The sequence below is a fragment of the Symbiopectobacterium sp. genome, from assembly GCF_051710365.1.
Classification (GTDB): Bacteria; Pseudomonadota; Gammaproteobacteria; order Enterobacterales; family Enterobacteriaceae; genus Symbiopectobacterium.
This window is the reverse complement of record NZ_JBPETA010000079.1, coordinates 1-13,887: the sequence shown is the minus strand read 5'-3', so window position 1 is coordinate 13,887 and position 13,887 is coordinate 1. Positions and strand designations below refer to the sequence as shown.

Genomic DNA, 13,887 nt, shown 5'->3' with positions numbered 1-13,887 from the left:
CACAAAAATGGACGATGCCGCTGAGGGACTGGCGTATGGCTATGAGCCGCTTTATTATCGAGTTCGGTGATCGTCTGGACGGTCACTACTGAGAAAAGGCATTTACACAGAATCGTGTACAGGGTCGCTTACGCCGCTACGACCCCATCGCCGCACTTCACCTAACAACGGACTTTGTCCTCAGTCTGACACAGGCCCGCTCGGGCCTGTTTCTTCAGATTCCGTTTCCCGTAAACGCCCTCACTCTTAACGGATTTGCTACAATCACGCCCACACATTTCAGAACGCTAGCGAGTATTCATGTCTTCTCAACAGGCCCAGACCGGCCTCAGTCTTCCTTTAACGCTCATCATGTCAACGGCAACCGGATTGGCCGTTGCCAGTAATTACTACGCCCAGCCGCTATTAGAAACCATCGCCAGAGCCTTTGAGCTTTCCGTTAATCAGGCAGGGCTTATTGTCACCGCTGCACAGGTGGGCTATGCGGTAGGTTTGATGTTTCTGGTGCCGATGGGCGATATGTTTGAACGGCGCACGCTGATTGTCACCATGACGCTGTTAACCGCGCTGGGACTGGTGATTACCGCGCTGGCTCCCACATTGCCGGTGATGCTTGCAGGTATCGGGGTTGCGGGGTTGTGTTCCGTGGTAGCCCAACTGCTGGTGCCGCTCGCGGCAACGCTGGCAACCCCCGAAACCCGCGGTAAGGTGGTCGGTACGATAATGAGCGGTTTGCTGCTCGGCATTCTGCTTGCACGCACCATTGCCGGCGCACTCGCCACGCTGGGAGGATGGCGTACCGTATATTGGGTAGCCAGCGTACTGATGGTCATCATGGCGTTGGTACTGTGGCGCGCGCTGCCGCGTTTACCGTCCAGCAATAACCTGCAATACGAGCAACTGATCGTTTCCATTTTCCGGCTGTTTGCCAGCACGCCCGTGCTGCGCGTACGCGCACTACTTGGGTGTCTCTCTTTCGCCAATTTCAGCATTCTTTGGACCTCGATGGCATTTCTGCTGTCGGCACCGCCTTATCACTACTCAGAAGGGATTATCGGGCTATTTGGTTTAGTTGGGGCGGCAGGCGCACTGGCCGCCACCCGCGCAGGTCGTCTGGTCGATAAGGGAAAGGCCACATTAACCACCACGGTGGGTCTAGTGCTGCTGTTGCTGTCCTGGGGCATGATTGCCATGGGTGCCACGTCACTGCTGCCGCTGATTGTCGGCATTGTCGTGCTCGACCTTGCCGTGCAGGGCCTGCACGTCACTAACCAAAGCGTGATCTACCAGATGATGCCAGAAGCGCGTAACCGGCTCACCGCCGGATACATGACCAGCTACTTTATCGGCGGCGCTGCGGGCTCTTTGCTGTCTGCGGCCACCTATCAGGTCGCTGGCTGGGCAGGCGTTTGCTATGCGGGTGCCGCAGTGAGCCTGCTGATGCTGCTTATCTGGATTCCCGGCCGAAAACACGGCTGACAGGGCTGTCGATGAGGATGTGTCACATCTCTGGCACATCCGCCGTTTTATCGGTAGGGTATTAACCACCCATTCTATTAAACGACACGTTAGCCAATGATAAGCCAACAGCAGGAGAAGCAGATTGAACACGCCTCTCTGCACGCCACCTTTGCCGAAGGGGTGATCAGTAGCCTGCCGATTGTGATCGGTTATCTTCCCGTCGCCGTCGCCTTCGCTTTTGGTCTGAATGCAGTCAAACTCGGCTATTCACCGTGGGAAGCGGTCTTTATGTCGTGCGTGATTTACGCCGGCGCCAGCCAGTTTGTGATTACCGCCCTGCTCAGCGCCGGGATGTCCATTTGGGTGGCGGCGTTTACCGTCATGGCCATGGATGTGCGCCATGTGCTGTATGGCCCGGCGCTGTGGCACCGTATCTTGCAGCGCCTGCCTACGCGCAAGACACCGCTGTGGGCGTTGGGCTGACCGATGAAGTCTTCGCCGCCTCGACAGCGCGGCTGGCACAAAACAATCGCCGCTGGAGTGAAAACTGGATGCTGGGCGTCGCTGCCGCCTCCTGGATTTCCTGGGCCTGTGGCACAGTGATCGGCGCGTTATTTGGTAATGGACCGTTGAAAGCGTACCCCGCCGTCGAGGCGGCACTTACCTTCATGCTGCCCGCGCTGTTCCTCAGTTTCCTGTTGGCTTCTTTTAAAAAACGGCAAAGTGTGGTCGTGGTATGCGCACTGGGTGGCGCCCTGCTTGGGTTACTGCTGTTCTCCATTCCGGCCGCGATTTTAGTCGGTATCGGCAGTGGCTGCGCCGCCGCACTGTTTCTTGCACCACCCGTCATGGCTCAACAGGGGGAAAAATCCGCATGAATAGCCAAATAGTGCTGATTGGAGTGCTGGTCGGCATGGTGAATTTTTTATTCCGCTACCTGCCACTCCGTCTGGGAGCCAGCCGCGCTTCCGGCTCACTCAAGCGCGGCAAAGTGGGGGCGGTGCTTGACAGCATTGGCATCGCGTCTATCTGCGCCTTGCTGATCGTTTCCAGCGTCCCAGAGATTCAACAGCATACTAACAAGTTGTTGCCTACACTCATCAGTTGTCTGACGCTCACGCTCTGCTTCTACCGGACACGCAGCATTGTCATATCCACATTGTTGGGCGCGTTTTGTTGCGGTATTGCTTTTAAATACCTTTCATTGGGAATTATTTAATATCATTGTGTTAGCAGCACGTTATTAGTGGTTCACGTTACATTACAGAAGGTCACTTACGTTCTGTCACAAAGTCGACGACACAATGCGACTAAATATCGTTTACCCGATTAGTAACTTTAGTTATTATACTGATCGTGATTAATGAGGTTCACATAAAAATGGATAGTCCATCTGTACACAAGCACGGGCGCACTGAAAGTGGCGCGCGTGACAAAAAACCTGAGTTCGATAAAAACAGCTCCTTCTCGCCCATCGAACAAATGATCAATCTGCGCGCATCGCGCAATCCAGAGTTTCCTCAACAGGAAATATTGCTGGTGCGTTTGTGCATGCAGAACAAGATTCTGGAGCACCGCAACAAGATTTTACGGGAACAGGCATCAACGAAACGTTGTTTATGGCACTGATTACGCTGGAATCTCAGGAATCACGTAGTATTCAACCATCAGAATTGAGCGCCGCACTGGGCTCTTCGCGTACCAATGCCATGCGCATTGCCGATGAGTTAGAAAATGAACGCCGTGAAAGCGATAGCGATCGTCGTTGCTTACACTTGCATATGACAGATGAAGGCAAAGCGTTTCTCGATCGTCTGTTGCCACCGCAGCACCAGAGTCTGCATTTCCTCTGGTCAGCATTGGAAAAAGATGAGCAGAAGCAGTTGGAGGTGCTGATGCGTAAATTGCTGGTGCGGCTGGACGAAATGGACAAGATCGATAATCCATGATCTCGTCAGACCGATAATAACAATACTGTCTTACCTTAAATACATCTTCACACGCACTGGCGTGTTTGCCAGATGCCTGGTGTTTTTGGATCAATACCCGTTCGTATCATGACCGTTCATTAAACGGACCACGTTCCGCTGCCTCACGGCAGCCGGAGCGATTAAGTTTCATCATGGGTAAAGGCTGCGTTGGCCGATTCTCTGCCTCGCAGCGCATGTGTAAGAATCGGACATCGTTATCCGCCGCATTCCGATAAAAAATAACGAAAAAATGACATTTGAAGCAGAGGAAAACACCATGAGTTCAAGCGTGGAAAACCCAACGCCGCAGGCTCCTACGAAGAATAAAAAATACCAGCGAAAACGGGTACTTACCATGCTAACCATGCTGTTTTTACTGGTTGGCTGCATCTGGTTCGTCTACTGGTATCAGGTGCTCAGGCACCATCAGGAAACCGACGATGCTTATGTAGCAGGTAATCAGGTGCAGTTGATGTCCCAGGTGAGCGGCAGCGTCACCCGCGTCAACGTGGACAACACCGATTTCGTCAAGCAGGGGGCAGTTTTGGTCGAACTGGACGCGACCGATGCGCAACTGGCTTTCGAACGTGCGCAGACCGCGCTGGCCAACAGCGTGCGCCAGACGCACCAGTTGATGATCAACAGCAAACAATATCAGGCCAACATCGATCTGTATCAAACAGAACTCAACAAAGCCACGGGCGACCTTGCGCGCCGTGAAGCCCTGGGTAATGTGAATGCCATTGGCCGCGAAGATGTGCAGCACGCGCGTGATGCCGTCGCCAGCGCGCGCGCCTCACTGGAAGTGGCCAAGCAGCAATATCAGGCCAATCGCGCGATGATCCTTGATACGCCGCTTGAGCAACAACCCGGTGTGCAACAAGCCGCGACCGATCTGCGTGATGCCTGGTTGGCACTGCAAAGAACCCGTATTGTCAGCCCGGTGGATGGCTATATTTCTCGCCGCAGCGTACAGGTTGGTGCACGTATCACCCCCTCTTCAGCGCTGATGGCCGTGGTGCCCGCCCACCATTTATGGGTGGATGCCAACTTTAAGGAAACGCAGCTTGCCAATATGCGTATCGGCCAACCCGTCACGGTGGTCAGTGATATCTACGGTGACGATGTGGTGTACCAGGGCAAGGTCGTCGGCCTCGATATGGGGACAAGCAGCGCGTTCTCTCTGCTGCCTGCGCAAAATGCTACCGGTAACTGGATCAAGGTCGTGCAGCGTTTGCCCGTGCGTATTGAGCTGGATACGCAGCAACTGGCTGAGCACCCGTTGCGTATTGGCCTTTCCACGCTGGTGAAAGTCGATACCGCCAATGTAGAGGGGAAAGTGCTTTCCGATGCACCGCGTAGCGCACCAGCATATCAAAGCGATGCGTTGACGCTGGATCTGGCCCCGGTCAATACCCTGATCGACACCATCATTCGAGCTAATGCGGAATAACCTCGCAGGAGATGAGCGTGCAGAGAAAACCGCTTGAAGGCTCGGCCCTGGCCTGGATGACCGTCGCGCTGTCATTGGCGACCTTTATGCAGGTGCTGGATTCGACCATCGCTAACGTGGCCATCCCCACGATTGCCGGTAACCTGGGAGCCTCAAACTCCCAGGGCACTTGGGTTATCACGTCATTCGGGGTAGCCAATGCAATTTCCATTCCGATTACCGGTTGGCTCGCCAAACGCATCGGTGAGGTACGTCTGTTTTTGTGGGCAACGGGACTGTTCGCCTTCACGTCATGGCTGTGCGGCGTCTCCACTAGCTTGGAAATGCTAATTTTCGCCCGTGTGCTTCAGGGGATCGTGGCAGGTCCATTGATTCCGTTGTCGCAAAGCTTGCTATTGAGTAACTATCCACCTGCCCGACGCAGTATTGCACTGGCGCTCTGGTCGATGACGGTGGTGGTGGCACCCATTTGTGGCCCGATTCTCGGCGGCTGGATCAGCGATAATTATCACTGGGGCTGGATCTTCTTTATCAACGTGCCGTTAGGTATTTTGGTTGTGGTCATTGTGATGCAAACCCTGAAGGGGCGCGAAACCAAAACCGAAATTCGACCGATTGACACCATCGGCCTGGCGCTGTTGATTATCGGGATCGGTAGCCTGCAAATGATGCTGGACCGCGGTAAAGAGCTGGACTGGTTCAGTTCCAATGAGATAATCATTTTGACCGTGGTGGCGGTGGTCGCCATTGCTTTCCTGATTGTCTGGGAACTGACCGACGACCACCCGGTGGTGGATTTGTCACTGTTTAAATCGCGTAACTTCACCATTGGCTGCTTGTGTATCAGCTTGGCCTACATGTTCTATTTTGGCTCCATCGTGCTGTTACCTCAGTTGTTGCAAACGGTCTTTGGCTATACCGCAACCTGGGCTGGGTTTGCCTCAGCGCCAGTCGGCCTGATGCCTGTGCTGCTCTCCCCAATCATTGGACGCTTTGCACCGCGTTTGGATATGCGCAAGCTGGTGACGTTCAGCTTCATTATATATGCCGTGTGCTTTTATTGGCGTGCGTATACCTTTGAACCGGGGATGGATTTCGGTGCCTCGGCCTGGCCGCAATTTGTGCAAGGGTTCGCCGTGGCCTGCTTCTTTATGCCGCTCACCACCATTACGCTTTCCGGATTACCCCCAGAGCGACTGGCGGCGGCATCGAGCCTTTCGAACTTTGCGCGTACGCTGGCCGGCTCCATCGGTACCTCGATCACGACGACATTGTGGACACAGCGCGAATCGCTGCACCACGCGCACCTCACCGAATCGGTGACGCCTTACAACCCCATTGCTCAGGGCTCCTATCAGCAGTTGATGGAGATGGGGATGAGTGAGAAGCAGGCTTCCGCCTACATCGCCCAACAGATCACCAATCAAGGGTTGATCATTTCGGCCAATGAGATCTTTTGGGCAGCGGCAGGGGTCTTTCTGGTACTGATGATATTGGTGTGGTTTGCGCGACCACCGTTTACTACCGGGGGCGGCGGCGCTCATTAATAGAGTGGGGTAAGGTTGCTGACAACCTTACCTAAAACAGTCGTCATTCCCGCGAAGGCGGGAATCTCTAGCCGGTAAAACGCGTTTCTTCTAGCAGAGATCCCCGGCTTTCGCCGAGGATGACGAGGCGTTAAGTGACTTAATCACCAGTCGGACATCACTCTTCAGTGATGCTGTGCTGCCGCCACCATTCCGACAGCAAAATAACCGTCGCAACGGAGATATTCAGGCTTTCCACTTTACCCGTACCACCGATAGACAGCGGCAAATCACCCTGCTGCCAGGTGCTGTCCGTCAGGCCATCACCTTCATGCCCCACCACCAATACCACTTTCTTCGGCAATGCGGTTTGTGCCAGCGGCTGCCCTTTGTGGCTGGAGGTAGTCGCGATGGTATAGCCCGCGGCGCGGAACGCATCCAGTGCTGAAGGGAAACTATCGGTTTGAATGGCATTCACATGCTCTGCGCCGCCTTCTGCCGTGCGCACTGCCGCTCCAGATTCCAGCAACGACGGATCGTGAATCAGCACCCCTTCGACACCAAAGTGCGCGCAGGAGCGCGCGATACCGCCCAGATTATGCGGGTTACCCACATCTTCCAGCGCCAGCACGCAATCCGTTTCCTTCGCCTGTGCCTGTGCCAGATCATCATTCACATCAGATCCCTGACGTTTCTTGATCAGGAAGCACACGCCGCCGTGGTGATCGGTGCCAGACGCCTTGGTGAGTTCTTCATCATCCACCACATGGTAGGCTTTACGGTTCGCCGCCATCCAGCGTAACGCTTCACGGAAACGCGGCGTCACCTCTTGCAGGAACCAGGCGCGCACAATGGCGTCCGGACGGTTGGTAAACAGCGCCTGACAGGCGTTTTCACCATAAACCCGCGTCTCTTCCTGACGCTGACGGCGAATCTGCTCAGGATCGAGACGGCTCTTGCCCACAATCCCGCCGTGGTCTGGTGTCTCTGCGGCATCCGGTGCGCGCGACACGGTTTTCCACAGTGAATCACTGCCGCGACCGTAATCTGCACGATCATCGCGCCCAGCGTTGTCATTATTGCGGTGCGGATTTTCACGCACATAGCGCGGGTTCATGTCACGCGGATCGCGTGGTTTGGTACGCCCATCTTTATCGCGGTTGTCGCGATTATCACGCGGCTTGCCGCGCCCGTCTTTATCCCGATTGTCACGAGACGCATACGGCCCTTTGCCACGCCCCTCTTTGTCCCGGTTGTCGCGAGACTCATACGGCCCTTTGCTGCGCCCGTCTTTGTCTCGGTTGTCGCGCCGCCCGGTTTTTTCGTTATCATTGCGGCGATCGCGCGCGCCGTCTCCGGTACGCGAATTTTTCTTTTCGTCCTCATTACGGACGTACATCACGCGGACCTTTCCGCTCTTACTACCCGCTGAATCGCTCATTATTTTCTCCACCAACGCGCTGGCGCGAAGATTACCTGATGTACACCCGCGACGCTACCGACTTCGGGTATAAAAGCGGAGTTTCCGTGACACCAGAGCAAACGATGACACCGAAACCTGAATCACAACGGTGATGTCTATTGTAATCATTGAGGAAACCACATTGTTTCTTCAGACGGCCATCACCATAATACGTTTACGTTTTTGCAACATGCTGTTGTTTTTCAAGCTGCCCTCTGGTTTTGGCACAACGTTGACCACAGCACATCTATTTTAGCCGTTATATGACTTGAGGTCGCCTATGAACACGGTATGCGAATCCTGCCACACCACGAACCGTTTGCCTGAAGAACGCCTTCACGACAGCCCAACCTGTGGCCGCTGCGGCAGCGAGCTGTTTTCCGGTGAGGTGATCAATGCCACCAGCGCCACGTTCGACAAGCTGTTGCAAGACGATTTGCCTGTGGTCGTCGACTTTTGGGCTCCCTGGTGTGGTCCCTGCGTTGCTTTTGCCCCGATCTTTACGGCGGTGGCGCAAGAGCGCGCGGGTAACGTTCGCTTTATCAAGGTGAATACCGAAGCTGAGCCGGAATTAAGCGCCCGTTTTCGTATTCGCAGCATTCCGACACTGATGGTGTTTAAACAGGGTAAGCCGGTAGATATCATGAGCGGTGCGTTGCCGAAAACGCCGTTCGAAAACTGGTTAGATGAAACGATTTGAGCCGTTAAGCCATGTAATAAAAGCCGCACTGGGGCTTTCTGTCCTCCAGTGCGTCAAGTAGAATAGCGCTTTTTAGCGACCCCCTATGCGCGATAACGCTGTTCTTCGTTTGCGCCAGCACCGTCTGGAACGCTCCACCCGCCCTTTTCGGGCCCGAGGCTGCCGTGTGGTACGTTGTCAACACTGCCTGCTGCCGGTGACCAACTGTCTGTGCGACACCATCACCCCTCATTCGGCACGCAGCCGCTTTTGTTTGATTATGTTCGATACCGAACCGTTAAAACCCAGCAATACCGGTCGCCTGATTGCCGATATTCTGCCTGACACCCAGGCCTTTCTCTGGTCACGCACTGAACCTGATCCGGCATTGCTGGCAGCACTGCAAACCTCGGACTATCAGCCCTATCTGGTTTTTCTTGCGGATGAAGCCGAGCCGTCGCGTCAGGTTTTGCACCGTTTACCAGATAACGCCAAGCCGCCGCTGTTTGTGCTGCTGGACGGCACCTGGCCGGAAGCGCGCAAGATGTTTCGCAAAAGCCCTTATCTGGATGCGCTGCCCATTTTGTCGCTTGCGGTTGAATCACTCTCACGCTACCAACTGCGCGAAGCCAGTAGCGCAGGACAACACTGCACGGCGGAAATTGCTGCCGCACTGTTGCAACAGGCGGGTGATAATGATGCCAGCCAGGGCCTGCTCAATCACTTCGACAGCTTTCGTCAACGTTATCTGGCTGGTAAAGCACATCGCCCTGTGCAGGAAATTTCATCGACTGTCACAGCATAAAGGCATAAAAACCGCTATGATTCAGCTCTCTGTTCTGTCGGGAGCGAGCCATGAGTCAGCGCGGGTTAGAAGCGTTATTAAGACCAAAATCGATCGCCGTGCTGGGCGCATCGGAGAAACCGGGGCGCGCCGGTTTTCTCATGATGCAAAACCTGCTGGGCGGTCACTTCACTGGTCCTATCCTGCCCGTCACGCCCAAATATCGTGCCGTCTGTGGCGTACTTGGCTTATCCCGATGTGGCAAATTTGCCCATCACTCCCGACCTGGCAGTTCTCTGTACCCATGCCAGTCGCAATTTGCTGCTGCTGGACGCGTTGGGTCAGCGCGGTTGTAAAACCGTGATTATTCTCTCTTCGCCCCCCCGCACAGTCGGAAGAGCTCAAAGCCTGCGCCAGCCGCTATGCCATGCGTCTGTTGGGTCCGAACAGTCTGGGGATACTGGCACCATGGCAAGGTTTCAACGCCAGCTTCTCTCTCGTGCCGATCGTCAAAGGCAAGCTGGCGTTTATTTCTCAGTCCGCTGCGGTTTCCAATACCATTCTCGATTGGGCGCAGCAGCGCGGCATCGGTTTTTCCTACTTCATCGCACTGGGTGACAGCCTGGATATCGATGTGGACGATGTCCTCGATTTCCTGGCGCGTGATGGTAAAACCAGCGCCATTTTATTGCACCTTGAGCAGCTTAAGGATGCGCGGCGTTTTCTCTCTGCCGCGCGCAGCGCCGCCAGAAACAAGCCCATCCTGGTCATCAAGAGCGGTCGAACTCAGCTTGCTCAGCAGTTGCTGCACGGGCACCAACTCGGGCTGGATGCCGCCTACGATGCGGCTATCCAGCGTGCCGGTCTGCTACGAGTACGAGACACCCACGAGCTGTTCTCCGCGGTGGAAACGCTGAGCCACCTGCGCCCGCTGCGCGGTGAGCGCTTGCTTATTGTCAGTAACGGCGCATCACCAGCCGCACAAGCGCTCGATCAACTGCTTAGCCGACAAGGCAAACTGGCAACCTTGACGGAACAGACACAGCAGAAGCTGCGCGACATATTGCCCGAGGAAGTCCACATCGGAAACCCGCTCGATCTGCGCGACGATGCTACCGCTGCGCGCTATCTCAGCACGCTTTCGGTGCTGCTGGACAGCGATGACTACGACGCTCTGCTGATCATCCACGCACCGAGCGCCGCCGCGCCCGGTACAGAAAGCGCGCAGCAGTTGATTGCCTGCTGTCAGGCACATCCGCGCGGCAAACGCATCACCTTACTCACCAACTGGTGTGGCGAATATTCCTCTCAAGAGGCTCGTCGTCTGTTCAATGAGGCTGGCATTCCCACTTACCGCACGCCTGAAGGGGCGGTCACAGCCTTTATGCATATCGTGGAATACCGGCGTAACCAGAAGCAACTGATGGAAACGCCGGCCCTGCCGCAGGATCTCGGCATCAACGTCTCTCAGGCACATCAACTGATTCATCAGGCGTTGATGGATGGGGTAACGCAGTTGGATACCCACGAAGTTCAGCCGATTTTGCACGCCTACGGGCTGCACACCTTGCCGACCTGGATTGCCAGCGACAGCGCGGAAGCGGTGCATATTGCCGAACAGATTGGTTATCCGGTCGCCATCAAGCTGCGTTCGCCGGATATCCCGCACAAATCCGAAGTACAGGGGGTGATGCTCTACCTGCGCACCGCCCACGAAGTTCAGCAAGCCGCCGATGCGATTATCGATCGTGTTAAACGTGCCTATCCGCAGGCTCGCATTCACGGGCTGTTAGTACAAGGCATGGCGAATCGCGCTGGCGCACAAGAGCTGCGTATCGCGGTAGAACAGGACCCAATCTTCGGTCCGCTGATTTTATTGGGCGATGGCAGCGTGGAGTGGAACAAGGATTCGCAGGCGGCGGTGGCCTTGCCACCGCTCAATATGACGCTGGCGCGCTACCTGATAATGCAAGCGCTGAAAAGCGGAAAAATACGCGGGCGCAGCGCCCCGCATCCATTGGATATCGCCGGGCTCAGCCGGCTGCTGGTGCAGGTATCCAACCTGATCCTGGACTGCCCGGAAGTACATCGCCTCGATATTCATCCGCTGCTGGCATCGGGCAGTGAATTCACCCTGCTGGATGTCACACTCCATCTCGCGCCTTTCTCTGGCGATCCCCAATCCCGATTGGCCATCCGCCCTTATCCCCAAGAGCTGGAAGAACAGGTGCAGCTCAATAATCAGAAGTATTGCCTGTTTCGCCCCATTCTGCCCGAGGACGAACCGCTGCTGGAACGCTTTATCGGCAACGTCACCAAAGAAGATCTCTACTACCGTTATTTCAGTGAAATCAAAGAATTCAACCATGAAGATTTGGCGTACATGACGCAGATCGACTACGATCGGGAAATGGCTTTTGTTGCGGTGCGCCCGACGGCGTTCGGTGATGAAATCATTGGCGTGACGCGCACCATTTCCGATCCCGATAATATTGCCGCTGAATTCGCGGTGCTGGTGCGTTCAGACTGTAAAGGGATGGGGCTTGGCAAGCGTCTGCTCATCAAGTTGATTGATTACACCCGTCGCCACGGATTAAAACAATTGAACGGCATCACCATGCCGCATAACCAGGGCATGGTCGCCTTGGCGAAGAAACTCGGTTTCACGGTAGACGTGCAGTTGGACGAAGGGATTGTCACGCTGGTGCTGCCGTTGAACACACAAGATGTTGCGTGACAGAGCGTTTATTTTGGCGGTCAATCTGGTAATGAACGGTAAAACTTACTCACTACGCCCGAAAAGTAGTGGTATCATCGCCCGATTCGGCATTCCCCTGACATCATTAATGACGGCCTTGCGCCGACTAATAAGAGAAGAAACGCACTGTGATGTTGTCTACATTTAAACGCAATAAATACCAACAACACCTTGCACAACTGCCCAAAATCCCTCAAGCAGCGGACGGCATTCAGACGTTACACTCCCCTGAACTGTTTCGCGCCGCGCTGATTAACCTGATCCAACAGGCCAAGACGCGAGTCTATCTGGTCGCACTCTATCTGGAGCAGGATGACGGCGGACAGGGCATACTCTCTGCGCTCTACAACGCCAAGCGCAGCAACCCCGATCTCGACGTGCGTGTGTTGGTCGATTGGCACCGTGCGCAGCGCGGGCGCATTGGTGACAAATCAGCGAGTACCAATGCGGATTGGTACTGCAACATGGCAGAAAAACACGCTGACGTGAAGTTTCCCATTTATGGTATTCCGGTCAATACGCGCGAAGCGCTCGGCGTCTTGCACCTGAAGGGCTTCATCGCTGATGACTGCGTGCTGTATAGCGGTGCCAGCCTGAACGATGTCTATCTGCATCAGCATGATAAGTATCGCTACGATCGCTATCAGCTTATCCATAATACGGCGCTGGCCGACACCATGTCGGGCTACATCACTACGCTGCTAAACGATCCGGCGGTGCAACGTCTGGACAGCCGTTCGCGGCCCAAAAATCTGGAAATCAAAGCGGATATTCGTCAATTCCGCCAAACGCTGCGCACCCTGGCTTACAACACGCCCGGCAGTGAGGGCGTCAATGGGGAACTGACGGTCACGCCGTTAGTCGGGTTGGGTAAACAAAGCCCGCTAAATAATACTATCCATCACCTGATGTTTTGTACCGAGCATCGGCTGGTAATGTGCACCCCTTATTTCAACCTGCCCGCACTGCTGATCAAAAACGTGGTGCGCCTGCTCAAAGAGGGCAAGCAGGTGGAGATCATCATTGGCGACAAGACGGCTAACGATTTCTTTATTCCCGAAGATCAGCCGTTCAAGATCATCGGTGCGTTGCCCTACCTGTATGAAATCAACCTGCGCCGTTTCGTCAGCCGCTTGCAGCGTTATATCGACAATCAGCAGTTAACCGTGCGGTTGTGGAAGGATGGGGATAACAGCTTCCACCTCAAAGGGCTGTGGTCCGACGATACCTGGCAGTTGCTGACAGGCAATAACCTCAATCCTCGCGCGTGGCGTTTAGATTTGGAAAACGCCATCCTGATCCACGATCCTGAAAAAGTGCTGCTGGAACAGCGGTTGCAAGAGTTGGAGCAGATTCGCGCATACACCACGCCGCTCCAGAGCTATACCGACTTGCAAGGTATCGCACAATATCCTGTGAAAGTGCGTAAATTGATACGCCGCTTGCGCCGTATCAGGATCGACAGGTTGATCAGTCGGATTCTGTAATTCCACACCGTAAAGCCCCGTTCGCGGGGTTTTTTATTATCTGCACAAACGCTCTCCCTGTTCACCACACCCTTCTCAGCGTAAAACTGTCATAAAACTGCCTTTTCCGTTTTCCTAATGAAACTCCGTTCCATTTATCTTGAAATAATCAACACCACAGCGCTCGTTTTGTGATCTGCGTCTAAATAACTGTTCCGAATAGTAGATCACCTGAAGGGAACTCAGTCCGAGTTGAGCGATCTGATCAATCGATAAAGATCCCAAATCATCAACCGGACTGAGCGATGTCGAGCATAGCACCGATACC

General features: G+C 54.7%; 9 protein-coding genes and 3 pseudogenes. 10 read left to right on the top strand and 2 right to left on the bottom strand.

The genetic code is table 11. The features are described from left to right. Nucleotides 1-300 precede the first annotated feature (300 nt). From ACTBDZ_RS09205 to emrB, 6 genes and pseudogenes are all read left to right on the top strand, one after another. Nucleotides 301-1,479: an MFS transporter gene (locus tag ACTBDZ_RS09205; protein ID WP_438815093.1), complete on the top strand. Its 1,179-nt coding sequence runs from the start codon at nt 301-303 to the stop codon at nt 1,477-1,479. 96 nt (nt 1,480-1,575) lie between these two features. Further along, nucleotides 1,576-2,339, top strand: a pseudogene (locus ACTBDZ_RS09200) (AzlC family ABC transporter permease). Beyond that, on the top strand, nt 2,336-2,680 hold the full coding sequence (gene ygaH / locus ACTBDZ_RS09195) for an L-valine transporter subunit YgaH (RefSeq protein ID WP_438815092.1): 345 nt from the start codon (nt 2,336-2,338) through the stop codon (nt 2,678-2,680). Before ACTBDZ_RS09200 ends, ygaH begins: the two are co-directional and overlap by 4 nt. Nucleotides 2,681-2,943: 263 nt before the next feature. After that, nucleotides 2,944-3,410: pseudogene (gene mprA / locus ACTBDZ_RS09190) on the top strand (transcriptional repressor MprA). Nucleotides 3,411-3,708: 298 nt separating this feature from the next. Further along, nucleotides 3,709-4,884, top strand: a complete 1,176-nt coding sequence (gene emrA, locus ACTBDZ_RS09185) for a multidrug efflux MFS transporter periplasmic adaptor subunit EmrA (protein WP_438815091.1) — start codon at nt 3,709-3,711, stop codon at nt 4,882-4,884. Nucleotides 4,885-4,901: 17 nt separating this feature from the next. Further along, nucleotides 4,902-6,431: a multidrug efflux MFS transporter permease subunit EmrB gene (gene emrB / locus ACTBDZ_RS09180; protein WP_438815090.1), complete on the top strand. Its 1,530-nt coding sequence runs from the start codon at nt 4,902-4,904 to the stop codon at nt 6,429-6,431. Between the two features lie 157 nt (nt 6,432-6,588). Here the strand turns inward: emrB and ACTBDZ_RS09175 are convergent, their stop codons facing one another. After that, nucleotides 6,589-7,851 (bottom strand): tRNA/rRNA methyltransferase, encoded by a 1,263-nt coding sequence (locus tag ACTBDZ_RS09175; RefSeq protein WP_438815089.1) that lies wholly within the window; start codon nt 7,849-7,851, stop codon nt 6,589-6,591. 301 nt (nt 7,852-8,152) lie between these two features. Between ACTBDZ_RS09175 and trxC the strand changes: the two genes are divergently transcribed. The 4 genes and pseudogenes from trxC (at nt 8,153) to pssA (ending at nt 13,580) form a co-directional block, all read left to right on the top strand. Next, nucleotides 8,153-8,572, top strand: coding sequence for a thioredoxin TrxC (gene trxC / locus ACTBDZ_RS09170; RefSeq protein WP_264645741.1), 420 nt, complete (start codon nt 8,153-8,155; stop codon nt 8,570-8,572). 85 nt (nt 8,573-8,657) lie between these two features. After that, complete coding sequence (locus tag ACTBDZ_RS09165) at nt 8,658-9,356, top strand: tRNA-uridine aminocarboxypropyltransferase (protein WP_438815088.1); 699 nt, start codon at nt 8,658-8,660, stop codon at nt 9,354-9,356. 50 nt (nt 9,357-9,406) lie between these two features. Further along, nucleotides 9,407-12,072: pseudogene (locus tag ACTBDZ_RS09160) on the top strand (bifunctional acetate--CoA ligase family protein/GNAT family N-acetyltransferase). 152 nt (nt 12,073-12,224) lie between these two features. Beyond that, nucleotides 12,225-13,580 (top strand): CDP-diacylglycerol--serine O-phosphatidyltransferase, encoded by a 1,356-nt coding sequence (gene pssA, locus ACTBDZ_RS09155; RefSeq protein ID WP_438815087.1) that lies wholly within the window; start codon nt 12,225-12,227, stop codon nt 13,578-13,580. Nucleotides 13,581-13,694: 114 nt separating this feature from the next. On the opposite strand, the gene ACTBDZ_RS09150 is transcribed toward pssA, so the two are convergent. Then, nucleotides 13,695-13,887: hypothetical protein (locus tag ACTBDZ_RS09150; protein ID WP_438815086.1), on the bottom strand; the 193-nt coding region annotated here is incomplete at its 5' end.

Bases quoted from the DNA above. Each gene is read 5' to 3' on its own strand.
- pssA (WP_438815087.1), top strand. From the start codon at position 12,225: ATGTTGTCTACATTTAAACGCAATAAATACCAACAACACCTTGCACAA.
- ACTBDZ_RS09175 (WP_438815089.1), bottom strand. From the start codon at position 7,851: ATGAGCGATTCAGCGGGTAGTAAGAGCGGAAAGGTCCGCGTGATGTAC.
- trxC (WP_264645741.1), top strand. From the start codon at position 8,153: ATGAACACGGTATGCGAATCCTGCCACACCACGAACCGTTTGCCTGAA.
- ygaH (WP_438815092.1), top strand. From the start codon at position 2,336: ATGAATAGCCAAATAGTGCTGATTGGAGTGCTGGTCGGCATGGTGAAT.
- emrA (WP_438815091.1), top strand. From the start codon at position 3,709: ATGAGTTCAAGCGTGGAAAACCCAACGCCGCAGGCTCCTACGAAGAAT.
- ACTBDZ_RS09205 (WP_438815093.1), top strand. From the start codon at position 301: ATGTCTTCTCAACAGGCCCAGACCGGCCTCAGTCTTCCTTTAACGCTC.
- ACTBDZ_RS09165 (WP_438815088.1), top strand. From the start codon at position 8,658: ATGCGCGATAACGCTGTTCTTCGTTTGCGCCAGCACCGTCTGGAACGC.